The organism is Citrobacter sp. FDAARGOS_156 (assembly GCF_001559235.2).
Lineage (GTDB): Bacteria > Pseudomonadota > Gammaproteobacteria > Enterobacterales > Enterobacteriaceae > Citrobacter > Citrobacter youngae.
Genome location: NZ_CP014030.2, coordinates 1149418 through 1168036, shown reverse-complemented (window position 1 = coordinate 1168036; position 18619 = coordinate 1149418). Strand labels below are relative to the sequence as shown.

The 18619-nt window shown below is 53.2% G+C and carries 12 protein-coding genes; 5 read left to right on the top strand and 7 right to left on the bottom strand.

The genetic code is table 11. From position 1 onward, the window contains the following. Nucleotides 1-6: 6 nt before the first annotated feature. Complete coding sequence (gene acnB / locus AL515_RS05675) at nt 7-2604, bottom strand: bifunctional aconitate hydratase 2/2-methylisocitrate dehydratase (RefSeq protein WP_061067258.1); 2598 nt, start codon at nt 2602-2604, stop codon at nt 7-9. 404 nt (nt 2605-3008) lie between these two features. On the opposite strand from acnB, the gene AL515_RS05665 reads away from it, so the two are divergent. Together AL515_RS05665 and AL515_RS05660 are read left to right on the top strand one after the other, a co-directional pair. Next, complete coding sequence (locus AL515_RS05665; protein ID WP_061067257.1) at nt 3009-4646, top strand: DUF3300 domain-containing protein; 1638 nt, start codon at nt 3009-3011, stop codon at nt 4644-4646. Between the two features lie 9 nt (nt 4647-4655). Further along, on the top strand, nt 4656-5450 hold the full coding sequence (locus tag AL515_RS05660; RefSeq protein WP_048212676.1) for a DUF2950 family protein: 795 nt from the start codon (nt 4656-4658) through the stop codon (nt 5448-5450). Between the two features lie 110 nt (nt 5451-5560). Here AL515_RS05660 and lpdA read toward each other — a convergent pair whose 3' ends face one another. The 4 genes from lpdA to pdhR all read right to left on the bottom strand — a co-directional run bounded on the left by lpdA (nt 5561) and on the right by pdhR (nt 12646). Continuing rightward, nucleotides 5561-6985: a dihydrolipoyl dehydrogenase gene (lpdA, locus tag AL515_RS05655; protein ID WP_003018686.1), complete on the bottom strand. Its 1425-nt coding sequence runs from the start codon at nt 6983-6985 to the stop codon at nt 5561-5563. Between the two features lie 175 nt (nt 6986-7160). Beyond that, on the bottom strand, nt 7161-9038 hold the full coding sequence (gene aceF / locus AL515_RS05650) for a pyruvate dehydrogenase complex dihydrolipoyllysine-residue acetyltransferase (protein ID WP_061067256.1): 1878 nt from the start codon (nt 9036-9038) through the stop codon (nt 7161-7163). A 14-nt stretch (nt 9039-9052) separates the two neighbouring features. Beyond that, nucleotides 9053-11716, bottom strand: a complete 2664-nt coding sequence (gene aceE / locus AL515_RS05645) for a pyruvate dehydrogenase (acetyl-transferring), homodimeric type (RefSeq protein WP_040229997.1) — start codon at nt 11714-11716, stop codon at nt 9053-9055. 165 nt (nt 11717-11881) lie between these two features. Next, nucleotides 11882-12646, bottom strand: coding sequence for a pyruvate dehydrogenase complex transcriptional repressor PdhR (gene pdhR, locus AL515_RS05640; RefSeq protein WP_003018699.1), 765 nt, complete (start codon nt 12644-12646; stop codon nt 11882-11884). A gap of 564 nt (nt 12647-13210) precedes the next feature. On the opposite strand from pdhR, the gene aroP reads away from it, so the two are divergent. The 3 genes from aroP (at nt 13211) to AL515_RS05625 (ending at nt 17096) form a co-directional block, all read left to right on the top strand. Further along, nucleotides 13211-14584 carry an aromatic amino acid transporter AroP gene (gene aroP, locus AL515_RS05635; RefSeq protein WP_086523581.1) on the top strand — a complete coding sequence of 458 codons (1374 nt, stop codon included), beginning with the start codon at nt 13211-13213 and terminating at the stop codon, nt 14582-14584. A gap of 155 nt (nt 14585-14739) precedes the next feature. After that, complete coding sequence (locus AL515_RS05630) at nt 14740-16146, top strand: glycoside-pentoside-hexuronide (GPH):cation symporter (protein ID WP_048212679.1); 1407 nt, start codon at nt 14740-14742, stop codon at nt 16144-16146. Further along, nucleotides 16146-17096, top strand: a complete 951-nt coding sequence (locus AL515_RS05625; protein WP_061067255.1) for a glycoside hydrolase family 43 protein — start codon at nt 16146-16148, stop codon at nt 17094-17096. Before AL515_RS05630 ends, AL515_RS05625 begins: the two co-directional genes overlap by 1 nt. Before the next feature lie 92 nt (nt 17097-17188). On the opposite strand, the gene ampE is transcribed toward AL515_RS05625, so the two are convergent. Next, the gene (gene ampE, locus AL515_RS05620) at nt 17189-18043 is read right to left on the bottom strand and encodes a beta-lactamase regulator AmpE (protein ID WP_061067254.1); all 855 of its coding nucleotides are present in this window, start codon (nt 18041-18043) and stop codon (nt 17189-17191) included. Further along, a complete protein-coding gene (gene ampD / locus AL515_RS05615) occupies nt 18040-18603 on the bottom strand; it encodes a 1,6-anhydro-N-acetylmuramyl-L-alanine amidase AmpD (RefSeq protein WP_061067253.1) in 564 nt (187 codons plus the stop codon). Before ampD ends, ampE begins: the two co-directional genes overlap by 4 nt. Nucleotides 18604-18619 lie beyond the last annotated feature (16 nt).

The window sequence follows — 18619 nt, the reverse complement described above, 5'->3', positions numbered from 1 at the left end:
AGCGAATTATACCGCCGTCTGGAAAATCACACCTTCCGCTTTCTCGGTGTACTGAGAGAGCTGGTCAAAGTTCAGATAACGGTAGGTATCTACAGCCGTTTTATCTACCTGCGCCACATAGGTCTGATACTCTTCCGGCGTTGGCAGTTTGCCAATCAGTGCCGCGACCGCTGCCAGCTCCGCAGAAGCCAGGTAGACGTTCGCCCCAGTCCCTAAACGGTTCGGGAAGTTACGGGTAGAAGTCGACACCACGGTTGAGTTGTCCGCCACGCGCGCCTGGTTACCCATGCACAATGAACAGCCTGGGATCTCAATACGCGCCCCGCTCTTACCAAAGACGCTGTAATAGCCTTCCTCGGTGAGCTGTGCCGCATCCATACGCGTTGGTGGAGCCACCCACAGACGGGTCGGTAACTGGCCCTTATGCGCATCCAGCAGCTTACCCGCTGCACGGAAGTGACCGATGTTGGTCATGCAGGAACCGATGAACACTTCGTCGATCTTCTCACCCTGCACGTCAGACAGCAGACGCGCGTCGTCCGGATCGTTCGGCGCGCACAGGATCGGCTCTTTGATATCCGCCAGATCGATGTCGATCACTGCCGCGTATTCTGCGTCAGCATCAGCTTCCAGCAACTGCGGATCCGCCAGCCATTTTTCCATGCCCTGCACACGACGTTCCAGCGTACGGCGATCGCCGTAACCTTCGGCGATCATCCATTTCAGCAGAACGATGTTAGAGCTGAGGTATTCAACGATCGGCTCTTTGTTCAGCTTGATGGTACAACCCGCAGCGGAACGCTCAGCGGATGCATCGGTCAGTTCAAATGCTTGCTCAACTTTCAGATCCGGCAGACCTTCAATTTCCAGAATGCGGCCAGAGAAGATGTTTTTCTTGCCTTTCTTCTCAACGGTCAGCAGACCTTGTTTGATCGCATACAGCGGAATGGCGTGAACCAGGTCACGCAGGGTGATACCCGGCTGCATTTTGCCTTTGAAACGCACCAGAACAGATTCCGGCATATCCAGCGGCATCACGCCGGTCGCAGCCGCAAACGCCACCAGACCAGAACCCGCCGGGAAAGAGATACCGATCGGGAAACGGGTATGAGAGTCACCACCGGTACCTACGGTATCCGGCAGCAGCATACGGTTCAACCAGGAGTGGATAACGCCGTCGCCCGGACGCAGCGACACGCCGCCACGGTTCATGATGAAGTCAGGCAGAGTATGGTGGGTGGTCACGTCAACAGGTTTCGGATACGCAGCGGTATGACAGAACGACTGCATCACCAGGTCAGAAGAGAAGCCCAGGCACGCCAGGTCTTTCAGTTCATCGCGGGTCATTGGGCCAGTGGTATCCTGAGAGCCGACGGAAGTCATCTTCGGTTCGCAGTAGGCCCCCGGACGGACGCCGGTTACGCCACATGCGCGGCCAACCATTTTCTGTGCCAGAGAGAAGCCGCGGCTGCTTTCCGCTACATCTTTCGCCTGACGGAATACATCGCTGTGCGGCAGCCCCAGCGCTTCACGCGCTTTGGTGGTCAGGCCACGACCGATAATCAGCGGAATACGGCCACCGGCACGTACTTCGTCAACCAGCACATCGGTTTTCAGTTCGAAGGTAGCCAGCAGTTCGTTGGTTTCGTGGTTACGCACTTCGCCCTTGAACGGGTAAACGTCAATCACGTCGCCCATGTTCAGGTTGCTTACGTCCACTTCAATTGGCAGCGCGCCCGCATCTTCCATAGTGTTGAAGAAAATAGGTGCAATTTTGCCACCCAGACACAAGCCACCACCGCGCTTGTTCGGTACATGAGGAATATCATCACCCATAAACCACAGCACGGAGTTGGTCGCAGATTTACGCGAAGAACCAGTACCGACAACGTCACCCACATAGGCCAGCGGGTAACCTTTTTTCTGCAGTTCTTCGATCTGTTTGATTGGGCCTACCACGCCCGGCTGATCCGGTTCGATACCTTCGCGGGCGTTTTTCAGCATCGCCAGCGCGTGCAGCGGGATATCCGGGCGAGACCATGCGTCCGGTGCCGGAGAGAGGTCATCGGTGTTGGTTTCACCGGTCACTTTAAAGACGGTAACGGTGATTTTTTCAGCCAGAGCCGGACGGTTGAGGAACCATTCGGCATCAGCCCAGGACTGCATCACCTGCTTCGCATATTCGTTGCCCGCTTTGGCTTTTTCTTCCACATCGTAGAAGTTATCGAACATCAGCAGCGTTGAAGAGAGCGCTTTGGCGGCAATCGGCGCCAGTTTGGCATCATCCAGCGCATCAATCAGCGGATGAATGTTATAACCGCCCTGCATGGTGCCCAGCAGTTCGATGGCTTTTTCTGGCGTGATCAGCGGAGAGGTAGTGTCACCTTTAGCGACAGCGGCGAGAAAACCGGCTTTAACGTAAGCGGCTTCATCTACACCAGGGGGAACGCGGTTAATCAACAGGTCTAACAGGAATTCTTCTTCGCCCACAGGCGGGGTCTTCAGCAGCTCGACAAGTGCAGCCATTTGGGTTGCGTCTAAGGGTTTCGGCACAATCCCCTGGGCAGCACGCTCAGCTACGTGCTTACGGTATTCTTCTAGCACGACGATATCTCCTCGCTCTCATTGTCATAATGCGGCGCTTTTGTATATGGGCGATTCTCTTCACGCTCCTGTGAGACAGCAGTTAGTAGGGTAAATGCCCGGTACCGCAAAAGGCACAATAACAGGATTTTCGTTGGGTGTTAATCTGTTTACAAAAAAGCAACATAAAAAATTGGCTGAATCGTTAAGGATGGTCTAACGCTCTTCGTCATGGCAGAAGGGGAATGATAATTTCGCCCGCAATGTTTAGTCACATTATTTAGCTCCCTGGTAATAAACTTGCGTTAACGATCCCAAGATTCGTCAAAAATTAAACTATTGTCTCTTTATACTCACGGAACACTGCACCCACTGGCGGCAGGCATAATGACTATGACGATTCTTAATGAGTCGGGAGAGATAAAATGACGTTGCCCTTTAAGCCCCATATCATTGCTCTGGCGTGCAGTGCAGGGTTATTTGTCGGTGCGGGCGTACTGTATGTAAACAGCCGCACACCAGAAGCCCCCTCTCAGCCTGCCCCGGCAGCAGCGCCTCAACCGCCCGTTGCGGCGGCTCCCGCAGTAGCCCCGGTTGCGCCAACAACGTATACCACAGCTCAACTCGATCAGTGGGTTGCCCCTGTTGCGCTCTACCCTGACCCGTTGCTGTCTCAGGTGCTGATGGCCTCAACATATCCATCGAACGTGGTGCAGGCGGTTCAGTGGTCTCGTGATAATCCGACACTGCAAGGTGACGCCGCCATTCAGGCAGTGTCCGGCCAGTCATGGGACCCCAGCGTGAAGTCGCTGGTGGCATTTCCGCAATTGATGGCCTTGATGGGCGAAAACCCTGACTGGGTACAAAACCTGGGGAATGCGTTTCTGGCACAACCACAGGACGTGATGGATGCCGTACAGCGCCTGCGTTTGCTGGCTCAGCAAACAGGCTCGCTAAAATCCACTCCGCAGCAAACGGTCACGAACACCCAGAAAACAACCGTGATTCAGACGCCGTCATCATCAACGACGAAAGTGACCAGCAGCGCGCCCACCTCGACGGTTATCAAAATTGAGCCGACCGATCCACAGGTGGTATATGTGCCGAACTACAATCCAACCGTTGTTTACGGCAGTTGGCCTAATACCGCCTACCCCCCTGTCTATCTGCCGCCCCCTCCGGGCGAGCAGTTTGCCGATAGCTTCGTCAAAGGTTTCGGCTATAGCCTGGGCGTTGCGACGACGTATGCACTGTTCAGTAACATCGACTGGGATGACGACGACCATCACCATGATGATGACTATCATGACCATGACGGCCCTCACGGCGGTAATGGCTACCAGCACAACGGAGATAACATCAATATTGATGTTAACAATTTCAACCATATATCCGGACAAAACCTTAAAGGGCAAAACATTGCCTGGCAGCACAACCCTGCGTACCGTAACGGCGTGCCTTACCAGAACGACGCGGTCGCACAACGTTTTCATCAGACCAACGTTAGCGGGGGATTAAGCGCCACTCAACATACACCGACCACCACTGCCACACGAGACAGCCAGCGTCAGGCCGCAATGACGCAGTTCCAACAGCGTAGCCAGACCTCCCCGGCAAACTTGTCGGGTCAGACATCGCGGGATGCTCAACGCAAAGCAGCCTCTTCACAGCTAAATCAAATTGCCCAGCGCAATAACTATCGTGGCTATGACGAAACACAAAACAACAGCCGTCGTGAAGCAGCACAGAAGACGCTGAATAAATCCACTACGCAACAGCAGCACCGCTCTGAACTGAAGTCAAAAGCTCAGCAGCATCCGGTTTCACAGCAGCAAAGGGAAACCGCTCGCCAACGCGTTGAATCATCCAACTCGCAACAACGTCTGGCCTCCCGTCAGAATACGCATTCAAACGTCTTCAGCGGGAATGACAGTCGCTCACCGTCGTGGCAGTCCCAGCAACTGCGTGGGCAGGAAAGCCGTCGCGCGGGCAACCTCAACAGCGGGCAGCGCGCTGCGGCACGTGAAAATTTTTCTGAGCACCACGAATTTCGCCGTCGTTAACCGGAGCCGATGATGAAAAAAATTATGTTAAGCGCCCTGTTGCTCTCCTTGCCGCTGGTGAGCTATGCGCAACAGGCGTTCACCTCCCCCGAAGACGCGGCCAGTGCATTTGCCGCTGCGGTGGCGCAGCAAAATGAAAAGCAGCTCACGGCGCTACTGGGTGAAAACTGGCGACATTTTTTGCCACCAGAAGGGGCCGATCCGGAAGCAGTGGCACGCTTTAATCGCGACTGGAAGGTGAGCCATCACATTGTGCTGCAGGGCAATATGGCGCATCTCAACGTAGGGCAAGATGACTGGCAGTTACCCATACCGATGGTGAAAACCAGCAAAGGTTGGGCGTTCGATATGACCGAAGCCCAGGAGGAGATCCTCACTCGAACGATCGGTCGCAACGAGCTTTCAGCCATCGAAGCGCTGCACGCCTACGTTGACGCGCAGCAAAGCTATTACGCGCTGAACAAATCGTATGCGCAAAAAATTGTCAGTAGCGAAGGTAAAAAAGATGGGCTTTACTGGCCCGTCACACCAGGCGAAGCGCCAAGCCCTCTGGGACCCGCCTTCAGCCCACAAGAACCCGGCACGGGTTATCACGGTTATCGTTTCCGCATACTGCCGGACAAAGCCAGTGGTTTCGCCATGATTGCATGGCCGATTAGCTACGGTCACACCGGAGTGATGAGCTTTATGATTAGCGGCGATGACAATGTTTATCAGGCCAACCTTGGCGAAGCATCACAACAGAAAGCACAGGCGATGACTGAGTACAGCCCTGAAAAAACCTGGCATCCCGTAGCGCCCTGAACAGCCAACGCATTGGTTGTCTCGTCATTAAGAGACTGCCGGGGAAATTGCGGTGAATCTTAAGGCAAAAAAAACGCCTCCGAAGAGGCGTTTTCACAAAAGCGGGAAGATTACTTCTTCTTCGCTTTCGGGTTTGGCAGGTCGGTGATGCTACCTTCGAACACTTCTGCCGCCAGGCCCACAGATTCGTGCAGAGTCGGGTGCGCGTGGATGGTCAGCGCGATGTCTTCAGCGTCACAGCCCATTTCGATCGCCAGACCGATTTCGCCCAGCAGCTCGCCGCCGTTGGTACCGACAATCGCACCACCGATAACACGGTGAGATTCTTTGTCGAAAATCAGTTTGGTCATACCATCCGCGCAGTCGGAAGCGATAGCACGGCCAGAAGCAGCCCACGGGAAGGTGGCGGTTTCGTAGCTGATGCCTTTTTCTTTCGCTTCTTTCTCAGTCAGGCCAACCCATGCAACTTCTGGTTCAGTGTACGCGATGGATGGAATAACTTTCGGATCGAAGTAGTGTTTCTTACCGGCGATAACTTCAGCGGCAACGTGACCTTCGTGAACACCTTTGTGCGCCAGCATCGGCTGACCGACGATATCGCCGATAGCAAAGATGTGCGGCACATTGGTGCGCAGCTGTTTGTCAACGCGGATGAAGCCACGGTCATCAACTTCCACGCCAGCTTTGCCCGCATCGAGGTTTTTACCGTTCGGTACACGACCGATAGCCACCAGCACAGCATCGTAACGCTGAGCTTCAGCAGGCGCTTTTTTGCCTTCCATGGAAACGTAGATACCGTCTTCTTTCGCTTCAACGGCGGTCACTTTGGTTTCCAGCATCAGGTTGAATTTCTTGCTGATGCGCTTGGTGAAGACTTTAACCACGTCTTTATCGGCAGCCGGGATAACCTGGTCGAACATTTCAACCACGTCGATCTCTGAACCCAGCGCATGGTACACGGTACCCATTTCCAGACCGATGATACCGCCGCCCATAACCAGCAGGCGCTTAGGAACAGTTTTCAGTTCCAGTGCATCGGTGGAATCCCACACGCGCGGATCTTCATGCGGAATGAATGGCAGTTCGATCGGACGGGAACCCGCCGCGATGATTGCGTTGTCGAAGTTGATCACGGTTTTGCCGTTTTCGCCTTCAACTTCCAGGGTGTTCGCCCCGGTAAATTTACCCAGACCGTTAACCACTTTCACTTTACGGCCTTTGGCCATACCCGCCAGACCGCCGGTCAGTTGAGTGATAACTTTTTCTTTCCAGGTACGAATCTTGTCGATATCAGTTTTCGGCTCGCCAAAAACGATACCGTGTTCAGCCAGCGCTTTGGCTTCTTCGATAACTTTTGCTACGTGCAGCAGCGCTTTAGAAGGGATACAGCCGACGTTCAGACAAACACCACCAAGGGTGCTGTAACGTTCTACGATGACGGTCTCCAGACCTAAATCTGCGCAACGGAAGGCAGCAGAGTAACCTGCAGGGCCTGCCCCAAGTACCACGACCTGAGTTTTGATTTCAGTGCTCATCATGACCTCTTAATTTATACCCGTCGTCCACCGGGTCGTTCTATCCGCCCGTATTTTACAAAATTGTTAACAATTTTGAAACAACAAACGGCAACCGATTTGTCTTTCGCACAATAACCTCACTGACTTCATGAGATTACCAGAAAAAAGCCGGCCGTCGGGCCGGCTTTTTCGCTTACATCACCAGGCGGCGAATGTCAGACAGCATGTTGTTGATGATGGTGATAAAGCGCGCACCATCAGCACCGTCAATTACACGGTGGTCGAAGGAGAGCGAAATCGGCATCATCAGACGCGGCATAAACTCTTTACCGTTCCACACTGGCTCCATAGAGGACTTGGAGACACCGAGGATAGCCACTTCCGGCGCGTTAACAATCGGCGCGAAGTGGGTAGTACCCAGGCCGCCGATGCTGGAGATGGTGAAGCAACCGCCCTGCATTTCGCCAGCAGTCAGCTTGCCATCACGCGCTTTCTTGGAGATCACGGTCAGTTCACGAGACAGCTCGGTAATACTCTTCTTGTTCACGTCTTTGAAGACCGGAACAACCAGGCCATTCGGCGTATCTACCGCCACACCGATGTTGATGTATTTCTTCAGGGTCAGGCGCTGACCGTCTTCAGACAGGGAGCTGTTGAAGCGCGGCATCTGTTCCAGTGCTGCGGCAACGGCTTTCATGATGAAGACTACTGGGGTGAATTTCACGTCCAGTTTACGTTTTTCAGCTTCGGCGTTCTGCTGTTTACGGAACGCTTCCAGATCGGTGATATCGGTCTTATCGAAGTGAGTAACGTGCGGGATCATCACCCAGTTACGGCTCAGGTTAGCACCCGAGATTTTCTGGATACGGCCCAGTTCCACTTCTTCGATTTCACCAAACTTGCTGAAGTCCACTTTCGGCCAAGGCAGCATGCCCGGGATACCGCCGCCTGCTGCTGCAGCCGGAGCCGCTTCAGCACGCTTGATAGCGTCTTTCACGTAAGCCTGAACGTCTTCACGCAGGATACGACCTTTGCGGCCAGATCCTTTCACTTTCGCCAGGTTAACACCAAATTCGCGCGCCAGGCGACGAATCAGCGGAGTTGCATGGACGTAAGCATCGTTTTCTGCGAAGTCAGATTTGCCTTCCGCTTTAGCAGCCGGAGCCGGTGCTGCAACAGGTGCAGCGGCCGGAGCCGGAGCAGCGGCTTGTGCAGGGGCAGCAGCCGGTGCTGCGCCTTCTACTTCGAAGACCATAATCAGAGAACCGGTTTTAACTTTGTCGCCGGTGCTGATTTTGATTTCTTTCACGGTGCCCGCGAACGGTGCCGGAACTTCCATTGACGCTTTATCGCCTTCAACGGTGATCAGTGACTGCTCAGCGGCAATTTTATCGCCCACTTTAACCATCACTTCAGTGACTTCAACTTCGTCACCGCCGATGTCCGGTACGTTAACTTCTTTCGAACCAGAAGCAGCCGGAGCCGCTGCTGCCGGAGCGGCAACCTGAGCCGGAGCAGCAGGCGCTGCGCCCGCCACTTCGAAGACCATAATCAGGGAGCCGGTAGACACTTTGTCGCCGGTGTTGATTTTGATCTCTTTCACCACGCCCGCGAACGGTGCCGGAACTTCCATTGACGCTTTGTCACCTTCAACGGTGATCAGAGACTGTTCAGCCGCAACGGTGTCGCCCACTTTAACCATGATCTCGGTAACTTCAACTTCGTCGCCGCCGATGTCCGGTACGTGTACGTCTTTCGCTGCCGCAGCAGCAGGTGCTGCTGCCGGAGCCGCTTCTTTCTTCTCTTCTGCCGGAGCAGGTGCAGCTGCTGCTGCACCGTCGGCGGAATCGAAAATCATGATCAGTTTGCCGGTCTCAGTTTTGTCGCCAACAGAGACTTTGATCTCTTTAACGATACCAGCCTGAGGAGACGGAACTTCCATAGAGGCTTTGTCGCCTTCTACGGTGATCAGCGACTGTTCAGCTTCAACTTTGTCGCCTACTTTGACCAGGATCTCGGTGATTTCAACTTCATCAGCCCCGATGTCCGGTACATTGATTTCGATAGCCATTATTCTTTTACCTCTTACGCCAGACGCGGGTTAACTTTATCTGCATCGATGTTGAATTTGATGATTGCGTCAGCAACCACTTTCTTATCGATTTCGCCACGTTTAGCCAGTTCGCCCAGGGCCGCTACAACCACATAGGAAGCATCAACTTCGAAGTGGTGACGCAGATTTTCACGGCTGTCAGAGCGACCGAAGCCGTCAGTACCCAGTACGCGATAATCATCAGCCGGTACATAAGTACGAACCTGTTCGGCAAACAGTTTCATATAGTCAGTAGATGCTACTGCCGGAGCGTCGTTCATCACCTGAGCGATGTACGGAACGCGCGGCGTTTCCATCGGGTGCAGCATGTTCCAGCGCTCACAATCCTGGCCATCACGCGCCAGTTCAGTGAAGGAAGTCACGCTGTACACGTCAGAGCCTACGCCGTAGTCGTTCGCCAGGATCTGTGCTGCTTCACGGACGTGACGCAGGATAGAACCGGAGCCCAGCAGCTGAACTTTACCTTTCTTACCTTCGAGGGTTTCGAGTTTGTAGATACCTTTACGGATACCTTCCTCGGCACCTGCTGGCATTGCCGGCATGTGGTAGTTTTCGTTCAGCGTGGTGATGTAGTAGTAAACGTTCTCTTGTTTCTCACCGTACATACGCTCCAGACCATCGTGCATGATGACCGCAACTTCGTACGCGTAAGACGGATCGTAAGAGATACAGTTCGGGATAGTCAGAGACTGAATATGGCTGTGACCATCTTCGTGCTGCAGACCTTCGCCGTTAAGCGTCGTACGACCGGAAGTACCACCGATCAGGAAGCCGCGAGCCTGTTGGTCGCCAGCCTGCCAGCACAGGTCACCGATACGCTGGAACCCGAACATGGAGTAGTAAATGTAGAACGGGATCATCGGCAGATCGTTGGTGCTGTAAGAGGTCGCAGCAGCCAGCCAGGATGCGCCAGCACCCAGCTCGTTGATACCTTCCTGCAGGATCTGACCTTTCTCGTCTTCTTTATAGTAAGCAACCTGCTCACGGTCCTGCGGGGTGTACTGCTGACCGTTCGGGCTGTAGATACCGATCTGACGGAACAGACCTTCCATACCGAAAGTACGCGCTTCGTCAGCGATGATCGGCACCAGACGATCTTTGATCGACTTGTTCTTCAGCATCACGTTCAGGGCACGAACGAAAGCGATAGTGGTGGAGATTTCTTTGTTCTGCTCTTCCAGCAGCGCACCGAAGTCTTCCAGAGCCGGCAGTTCCAGCTTCTCGGTGAAGTTCGGCTGACGAGCAGGCAGGTAGCCGTGCAGTTTCTGACGCTGAGCGTGCAGATAGGTGTGCTCTTCAGAACCTTCCGGGAAGGTGATGTAAGACAGGTTTTCAACCTGCTCATCGGTCACAGGAACGTTGAAACGGTCGCGGATGTAACGTACGCCGTCCATGTTCATTTTCTTAACCTGGTGAGCGATGTTTTTACCTTCGGCGGTGTCACCCATGCCGTAACCTTTGATGGTATGGGCGAGGATTACAGTTGCTTTGCCTTTGGTTTCCTGCGCTTTTTTCAGTGCAGCGTAGACTTTCTTCGGATCGTGACCACCGCGGTTCAGAGCCCAAATCTGCTCGTCAGTCCAGTCAGCAACCAGCGCTGCGGTTTCCGGGTATTTACCGAAGAAGTGCTCACGTACGTATGCGCCGTCTTTGGATTTGAAGGTCTGGTAGTCGCCATCAACGGTTTCGTTCATCAGTTGGATCAGTTTACCGCTGGTGTCTTTACGCAGCAGCTCATCCCAACGACCGCCCCACATCACTTTGATAACGTTCCAGCCAGCACCTGCGAAGATGCCTTCCAGTTCGTTAACAATCTTGCCGTTACCGGTGACCGGGCCGTCAAGACGCTGCAGGTTACAGTTGATAACAAAGACCAGGTTGTCCAGTTTTTCACGGGTGGCGATGGTGATCGCACCTTTAGATTCTGGCTCGTCCATCTCACCGTCGCCCAGGAAGGCGTAAACGGTTTGTTTAGAGGTATCTTTCAGGCCACGGTGTTCCAGATACTTCAGGAATTTAGCCTGGTAGATAGCACCGATTGGGCCCAGACCCATAGATACGGTCGGGAACTGCCAGAATTCAGGCATCAGTTTCGGGTGCGGGTAGGAAGACAGGCCTTTGCCATGTACTTCCTGACGGAAGTTGTTCATCTGCTCTTCAGTCAGACGACCTTCCAGGAATGCGCGAGCGTAGATGCCCGGAGAGATGTGGCCCTGGAAGTAAATCAGGTCGCCGCCATCCTGCTCATTGCGTGCACGGAAGAAGTGGTTGAAACAAACGTCATATACCGTTGCGGAGGACTGGAAGGATGCCATGTGGCCACCCAACTCGAGGTCCTTTTTAGACGCACGCAGTACGGTCATGATGGCGTTCCAGCGGATAGCAGAACGAATACGACGTTCCAGCTCCAGATTGCCCGGGTATTCCGGTTCATCTTCAACGGCAATAGTGTTTACATAATTGCTGGCCCCTGCACCTGCCGCTACTTTCACGCCGCCTTTGCGGGCTTCTGAAAGCAGTTGGTCGATCAGATACTGAGCACGCTCAACACCTTCTTCACGGATGACCGATTCGATCGCCTGTAGCCAGTCGCGAGTTTCGATCGGATCCACGTCATTTGGGAAACGTTCTGACATGGGGGTATTCCTTATCTATCTAATACGTTGAGTTATCTGGAACCTGTCCCATTGTGTTCTCGCTCGCGAGAGCACAATAAGACAGGTTCTGCGTTTAGTTGCCGCGCACTTTATATGGCGCTTGATTTACAACATCTTCTGGTTAACGTTCTGCCAGAAAAATCACTAATTCTTTCGTTGCTCCAGACGGCGTAAGGCGCGTTCACGACGGCTTTCCTCACGGCTTCTGTCCAGCAGGATCTCTTCGATAAAGGCCAGGTGACGGTGCGACGCTTCACGCGCCTCCTCCGGCTTCCCGGCGATAATTGCTTCAAAGATACGGGTACGGTGACTGCTTACCAGCGGCAGCATCTCGCGACGCGCATACAGCAATTCGAAGTTTTGCCGAACGTTCTGAGCCAGCATGGGCTCCATACACCTTAGCAAATGGAGCAGCACCACATTATGTGCCGCTTCGGTGACAGCAATTTGATACTGCAGTACCGCATCAGATTCGCCGTCAAGATCGCCGGACTGTTGCGCAAGCTCGATCGCATGGTGGAGTTCACGGATACGCGTTTTGTCTTCATCCGTGCTGCGCAGTGCAGCGTAATAGGCTGCAATACCTTCCAGCGCATGGCGCGTCTCAAGCAGGTCAAACTGGGATTCAGGATGGTCGGAGAGCAGCTCTACCAGTGGATCGCTAAAGCTCTGCCACAGGCTGCTCTGAACAAAAGTGCCACCGCCCTGACGACGAAGCAGTAACCCCTTCGCTTCAAGGCGTTGGATCGCCTCGCGTAAGGAGGGGCGGGAGACGTCGAACTGTTTTGCCAGCTCGCGTTCCGGTGGGAGTTTTTCTCCGGGGCGAAGTGTCCCCTCAAGAATTAAAAACTCCAGCTGCTGCTCAATCACATCGGAGAGTTTTGGTTGGCGGATTTTGCTGTAGGCCATGATTTCCTGTCTTAAGCCATTTGCCCGGAGTCAATTGGTCTTACCAATTTCATGTTCTTGACGCTAAAGTAACAAAGTATTCACCTTCTGTCCATACAGGTTTTGATTGAAATCAGTAAAGGAGGCATATTTTAACAACATTACAGAAATAACGTTTCAAACATGTAACTATGCACAAATGTTAAATTTACCCATCCCGAGGTAGTTTTAACCGAATTGAAACGAAAAAATATATTATCTGAACCGATTCACCTGCTTATTTATCGATTTATCAATCACTATTTTCGAATAAAAATTCAAATTGGAAATTTTGTGGTAGATAAACTCGCGCTTACAAATGGTTTCTTTTTATTCAACTCGTCTCTCACGCCGCATAAAGCAGGTGCATTCGCGCTCGCATAACATTATTCTGATCAAGACAAAAGTCTTTAGGCAACATTTCATAATTCATTGCTGTAAATAAATTAATACAACAAACGGAATTGCAAACTTACACACGCGTCACTGCGTGGTTCAAAATATAAGTACTCGAAAGATGAAGAGTAAAACCACACACGAGGTTTCATGATGGAAAGTCAACAGCATGGCGATCAGCTAAAGCGCGGCCTTAAAAACCGCCATATACAGCTTATCGCGCTGGGTGGCGCGATTGGTACCGGGTTATTCCTCGGGAGCGCATCCGTTATTCAGTCTGCAGGGCCGGGTATTATTCTGGGTTACGCTATCGCCGGATTTATCGCCTTTTTAATTATGCGTCAGCTAGGTGAAATGGTGGTTGAAGAGCCGGTAGCAGGCTCCTTTAGCCACTTTGCTTATAAATACTGGGGCAGTTTCGCAGGTTTCGCCTCTGGCTGGAACTACTGGGTGCTGTACGTTTTGGTTGCCATGGCTGAGCTGACGGCCGTCGGTAAATACATTCAGTTCTGGTACCCGGAGATCCCAACCTGGGCCTCTGCGGCCGCCTTCTTCGTGATTATTAACGCCATTAACCTGACCAATGTGAAAGTGTTCGGTGAGATGGAGTTCTGGTTTGCCATTATTAAAGTCATTGCCGTAGTCGCGATGATCATCTTCGGCGGCTGGCTGCTATTCAGCGGCAACGGCGGGCCGCAGGCCAGCGTCAGTAACCTGTGGGACCAGGGTGGCTTCCTGCCGCACGGCTTCACCGGTTTGGTAATGATGATGGCAATTATTATGTTCTCTTTCGGTGGGCTGGAGCTGGTCGGGATCACCGCAGCAGAAGCCGATAACCCGGAGCAAAGCATTCCTAAAGCCACCAACCAGGTCATTTACCGTATCCTGATTTTCTATGTGGGTTCGCTGGCTGTACTGCTTTCCCTGATGCCATGGACGCGTGTTACGGCTGATACCAGCCCGTTTGTCCTTATTTTCCACGAACTGGGCGACACCTTTGTTGCCAATGCGCTGAACATCGTGGTGCTGACCGCTGCCCTTTCTGTCTATAACAGCTGTGTCTACTGTAACAGCCGTATGCTGTTCGGCCTGGCTCAACAGGGCAACGCGCCAAAAGCGCTGATGAACGTCGACAAACGCGGCGTACCGGTGAACACCATTCTGGTTTCCGCGCTGGTTACGGCTCTATGTGTGCTGATCAACTATCTGGCGCCAGAATCCGCCTTTGGCCTGCTGATGGCGCTGGTTGTTTCCGCCCTGGTGATCAACTGGGCAATGATCAGCCTGGCGCACATGAAGTTCCGCAAAGCAAAACAGCAGCAGGGGGTTACCACCCGCTTCCCGGCACTGCTCTATCCGCTGGGTAACTGGGTGTGCCTGATTTTCATGGCTGCAGTACTGGTGATTATGCTGATGACGCCGGGCATGGCGATCTCTGTTTACCTGATCCCGGTATGGATTGCCATTCTTGGCATTGGCTATCTGTGCAAACAGAAAACAGCCGGTGCCGTGAAAGCGCATTAATCCTTCCCCCCACCTGCACCAGGTGGGGGTTGTTACCTGCCTCACACTTTCCCACAGATGACTGTTTAGTCCATATCAGCGGCGCTATCCTGCAACGCAAAAACACCAACACCAGACAATAATTCTCTCCATATCACATTAATGGAGTGCGCTTGATGGAAACCAGAAAGCTGTCGGTGAAAGAAAAGATCGGCTATGGAATGGGCGATGCCGGATGCAACATCATATTCGGCGCTATCATGCTGTTTGTTAACTATTTTTACACAGATATTTTTGGTCTTGCGCCTGCACTTGTCGGCGTATTGCTGCTTTCTGTACGCGTTATTGATGCCGTTACTGACCCTATCATGGGTGCAATGGCCGATCGTACCCGCAGTAAATATGGTCGGTTTCGTCCATGGCTTCTGTGGATGGCTTTCCCCTACGCATTATTCAGCGTATTGATGTTTACCACTCCGGAGTGGACGTATAACAGCAAAGTTATCTATGCGTTTGTCACCTACTTCCTGCTCTCTATTACCTATACAGCAATTAACATTCCCTACTGTTCACTCGGTAGCGTCATCACCAACGATCCGAAAGAACGCGTCGCCTGCCAGTCGTATCGCTTCGTGCTGGTCGGGATTGCAACTCTGCTACTCTCACTCACGCTACTGCCAATGGCAGACTGGTTTGGCGGGGAAGATAAAGCCAAAGGCTATCAGATGGCGATGGCCGTGCTGGCTTTCATTGGTATGTGCATGTTCCTGTTTTGTTTCGCGACCGTGCGCGAACGTGTACGCCCTGCGGTACCCACGAACGACGATTTGAAAGCCGATCTGAAAGACGTGTGGAAGAACGATCAGTGGGTGAAAATCCTGCTATTAACCTTGTGCAACGTCTGTCCGGGCTTTATTCGTATGGCCGCCACCATGTACTACGTCACCTGGGTTATGCAGCAAAGCACACAGTTCGCAACGTTGTTTATCAGCCTTGGCGTTGTCGGCATGATGATCGGCAGTATGCTCGCGAAGGTATTAACCGATCGCTGGTGCAAACTGAAAGTCTTCTTCTGGACCAACATCATCCTGGCGATTTTCTCCGCCGCATTTTACTTCTTCGATCCGAAAGCCACCATGATGATTATGGTGCTCTACTTCTTGCTCAACATCCTGCATCAGATCCCATCCCCGCTGCACTGGTCGCTGATGGCGGATGTCGATGACTACGGCGAGTGGAAAACCGGTAAACGCATCACCGGGATCAGCTTCTCCGGCAACCTGTTCTTCCTGAAACTGGGGCTGGCGATTGCCGGCGCGATGGTGGGCTTCCTGCTTTCCTGGTACGGCTACGATGCAGGCGCTAAAGCGCAAAGCGACTCCGCGATTAACGGCATTATGCTGTTGTTCACTATTATTCCGGGCGTAGGCTACCTGATTACTGCAGGCGTGGTTCGCCTGCTGAAAGTTGACCGCGAGTTCATGCAGCAAATCCAGACAGATTTAGAAAAGCGCCGCGCCAATTACCGTGAACTGAATGAATACCACGAGATAAAAACAACTGAAACCGTAAGGAAAGCCTGATGAATCAGTGGCCTAACCCCTTTATTGAACAACGTGCCGACCCGTTTATTTTACGTGACGGTAGCCACTACTATTTCATTGCTTCAGTGCCCGAATACGATCGCCTGGAGATCCGCCGGGCAGACTCTCTGGGGGAATTACGCACCGCGGAACCCGTTGTCGTCTGGCGCAAACCAGAAAGCGGCCCCATGAGCCAACTCATCTGGGCACCTGAGATCCATCATCTGGCAGGTAAGTGGTACATCTATTTTGCCGCCACCCACACACAGGCGCTCGATACGTTGGGTATGTTCCAGCATCGCATGTTTGCGTTGGAGTGCGCAGATGCCGATCCGCTAAGTGGTAAGTGGGTTGAAAAGGGGCAAATAAAAACCCAGTTTGATACCTTCGCGCTTGATGCCACAACCTTTAACCATCAGGGAAAACAGTGGTATCTGTGGGCGCAGAAATCGCCCGATATCGCCGGGAACTCCAATATCTACCTCGCTGAGCTGGAAAATCCATGGACGATTAAAGGCGAGCCAGTGATGCTCAGCCATCCAGAATATGACTGGGAATGCCGGGGTTTTTGGGTCAACGAAGGTCCGGCCGTCATGGTTCACGGCGACAAGCTGTTCATCAGCTATTCCGCCAGCGCCACCGATGAGAATTACTGTATGGGATTATTGTGGATTGACCTCAACGCCGATCCACTCAACCCGCAGAACTGGCACAAATCACCGCGCCCGGTCTTTACCACCAGCTACGAAAACCGCCAGTTCGGCCCAGGACACAACAGCTTTACGCAAACGCCGGAAGGTGAAGATGTGCTGGTGTACCACGCGAGAAATTACACCGAAATCGAAGGCGATCCGCTGTACGACCCAAACCGCCACACTCGTCTGAAACTCGTGCGTTGGGACGAAAACGGCATGCCAGATTTTGGCGTGCCGCCTGCTGATACGAACTAAGCCGTTGCACTGCCCGGTAGCGCTAACGCTTACCGGGCCTACACGTTTTTTCATTGTAGGTCGGATAAGCGTTAGCGCCATCCGGCACAACGCTATACTAATGCCCCATAAATGGTCAGCAGCGCAATGACCACCACCACCACAAACGAAGTTTTCTTTGCCATCGAAACGGCAGCTTTTGGCGTTTCGACTTTATCGGTATGGGGTTCGCGCGCCAGCGAGAACTGCGCCAGGCGCGTCAACACCTGATACTGCGAAGTATGCATATCCGCAAGCGAGACAAACCAGGCCGGTAGCGCTTTCTCGCCGTGTCCTAACAGTGCATAGACCACGCCCGCCAGGCGCACCGGGATCCAGTCCAGCACATGCAGAATTGCATCGATACCCGACTGCAGACGCTGATGCGGCGTCTGATAGCGCGCCAGCCAGGACTGCCAGGCACGTAAAAAAGCATAACCCACCAGCGTCACCGGTCCCCACGGGCCACCGACAATCAGCCAGAATAACGGCGCCAGATAAAAGCGAAAGTTGTTCCATAACAGCGCGTTCTGCAGTTCACGCAAAAACTCACGCTCATCACAGTCCGGCGGCACGCCATGAATCAGCGTCAATTCGCTGGCCATCGCCTCACGAGCGTGAGCGTCATCGCGAGCCGCCGCGTTCAGATAGGCATGATAATGAAGACGTGTCTTGCCAGCGCCGATGCACAGCAAGCCAATTAAGATCCACGCCACCAGCAACGGAACGTTAAACAGCAGTCCATGAAGTGCGCGCAGTAGCAGAAACGTCACTCCCATCGCAATAAGAGTCATGCCTACCGTACGCATCATCGAGAAATGCCTAATCCGGCGGAAAAAAGCTTCAACCCGGTGATCAAGCTGCCAGTGCTCACCCAGCTTAAACAGGCGTTCAACAATCAACACCAGTAATGTTGTAAACAGCGTCATGTCATCTCCTTGTGCGACGAGGGGGTGACCAGGGCGCGAAACCTTGCCCAGTCAAATGAGGGCCCGGGATCGGTCTTACGCTCGGGCGCAATATTGCAATGCCCAGTCATGTTACTGGCAATCGCCGGATAACGCTGAATCAGCGTCTGCGTCACGGCAGCCAGTTGCTGGTACTGCGCATCGGTATAAGCCAGCGTATCCGTCCCTTCCAGCTCAATACCAATTGAGAAATCATTACAGCGTTCGCGGCCCTGATAGCTCGAGACGCCGGCATGCCAGGCGCGTTTATCAAAGGGGACATACTGCACGATCTCACCATCACGGCGGATCAGACAATGGGCAGAAACGCGCAAATGGGCGATTCCGGCAAAATAAGGATGGGCATTGGGATCAATCGTGCCCGTAAACAGCGCGTCGATCCATGGGCCGCCAAATTCACCGGGTGGCAGGCTGATATTATGCACCACCAGCAAAGAAGGGGTTTCGTCATCCGGGCGGCAATCGTAATGCGGAGAGGGAACGCGTCGCGCCTCTGCCAGCCAGCCCTCGTCTAACAACATGCAGAATCTCCTTATT

Coding starts and splice junctions, on each gene's coding strand:
- AL515_RS05660 (WP_048212676.1), top strand. CDS start 4,656: ATGATGAAAAAAATTATGTTAAGCGCCCTGTTGCTCTCCTTGCCGCTG.
- pdhR (WP_003018699.1), bottom strand. CDS start 12,646: ATGGCCTACAGCAAAATCCGCCAACCAAAACTCTCCGATGTGATTGAG.
- AL515_RS05630 (WP_048212679.1), top strand. CDS start 14,740: ATGGAAACCAGAAAGCTGTCGGTGAAAGAAAAGATCGGCTATGGAATG.
- aroP (WP_086523581.1), top strand. CDS start 13,211: ATGATGGAAAGTCAACAGCATGGCGATCAGCTAAAGCGCGGCCTTAAA.
- ampD (WP_061067253.1), bottom strand. CDS start 18,603: ATGTTGTTAGACGAGGGCTGGCTGGCAGAGGCGCGACGCGTTCCCTCT.
- AL515_RS05665 (WP_061067257.1), top strand. CDS start 3,009: ATGACGTTGCCCTTTAAGCCCCATATCATTGCTCTGGCGTGCAGTGCA.
- AL515_RS05625 (WP_061067255.1), top strand. CDS start 16,146: ATGAATCAGTGGCCTAACCCCTTTATTGAACAACGTGCCGACCCGTTT.
- lpdA (WP_003018686.1), bottom strand. CDS start 6,985: ATGAGCACTGAAATCAAAACTCAGGTCGTGGTACTTGGGGCAGGCCCT.
- ampE (WP_061067254.1), bottom strand. CDS start 18,043: ATGACGCTGTTTACAACATTACTGGTGTTGATTGTTGAACGCCTGTTT.
- aceE (WP_040229997.1), bottom strand. CDS start 11,716: ATGTCAGAACGTTTCCCAAATGACGTGGATCCGATCGAAACTCGCGAC.
- aceF (WP_061067256.1), bottom strand. CDS start 9,038: ATGGCTATCGAAATCAATGTACCGGACATCGGGGCTGATGAAGTTGAA.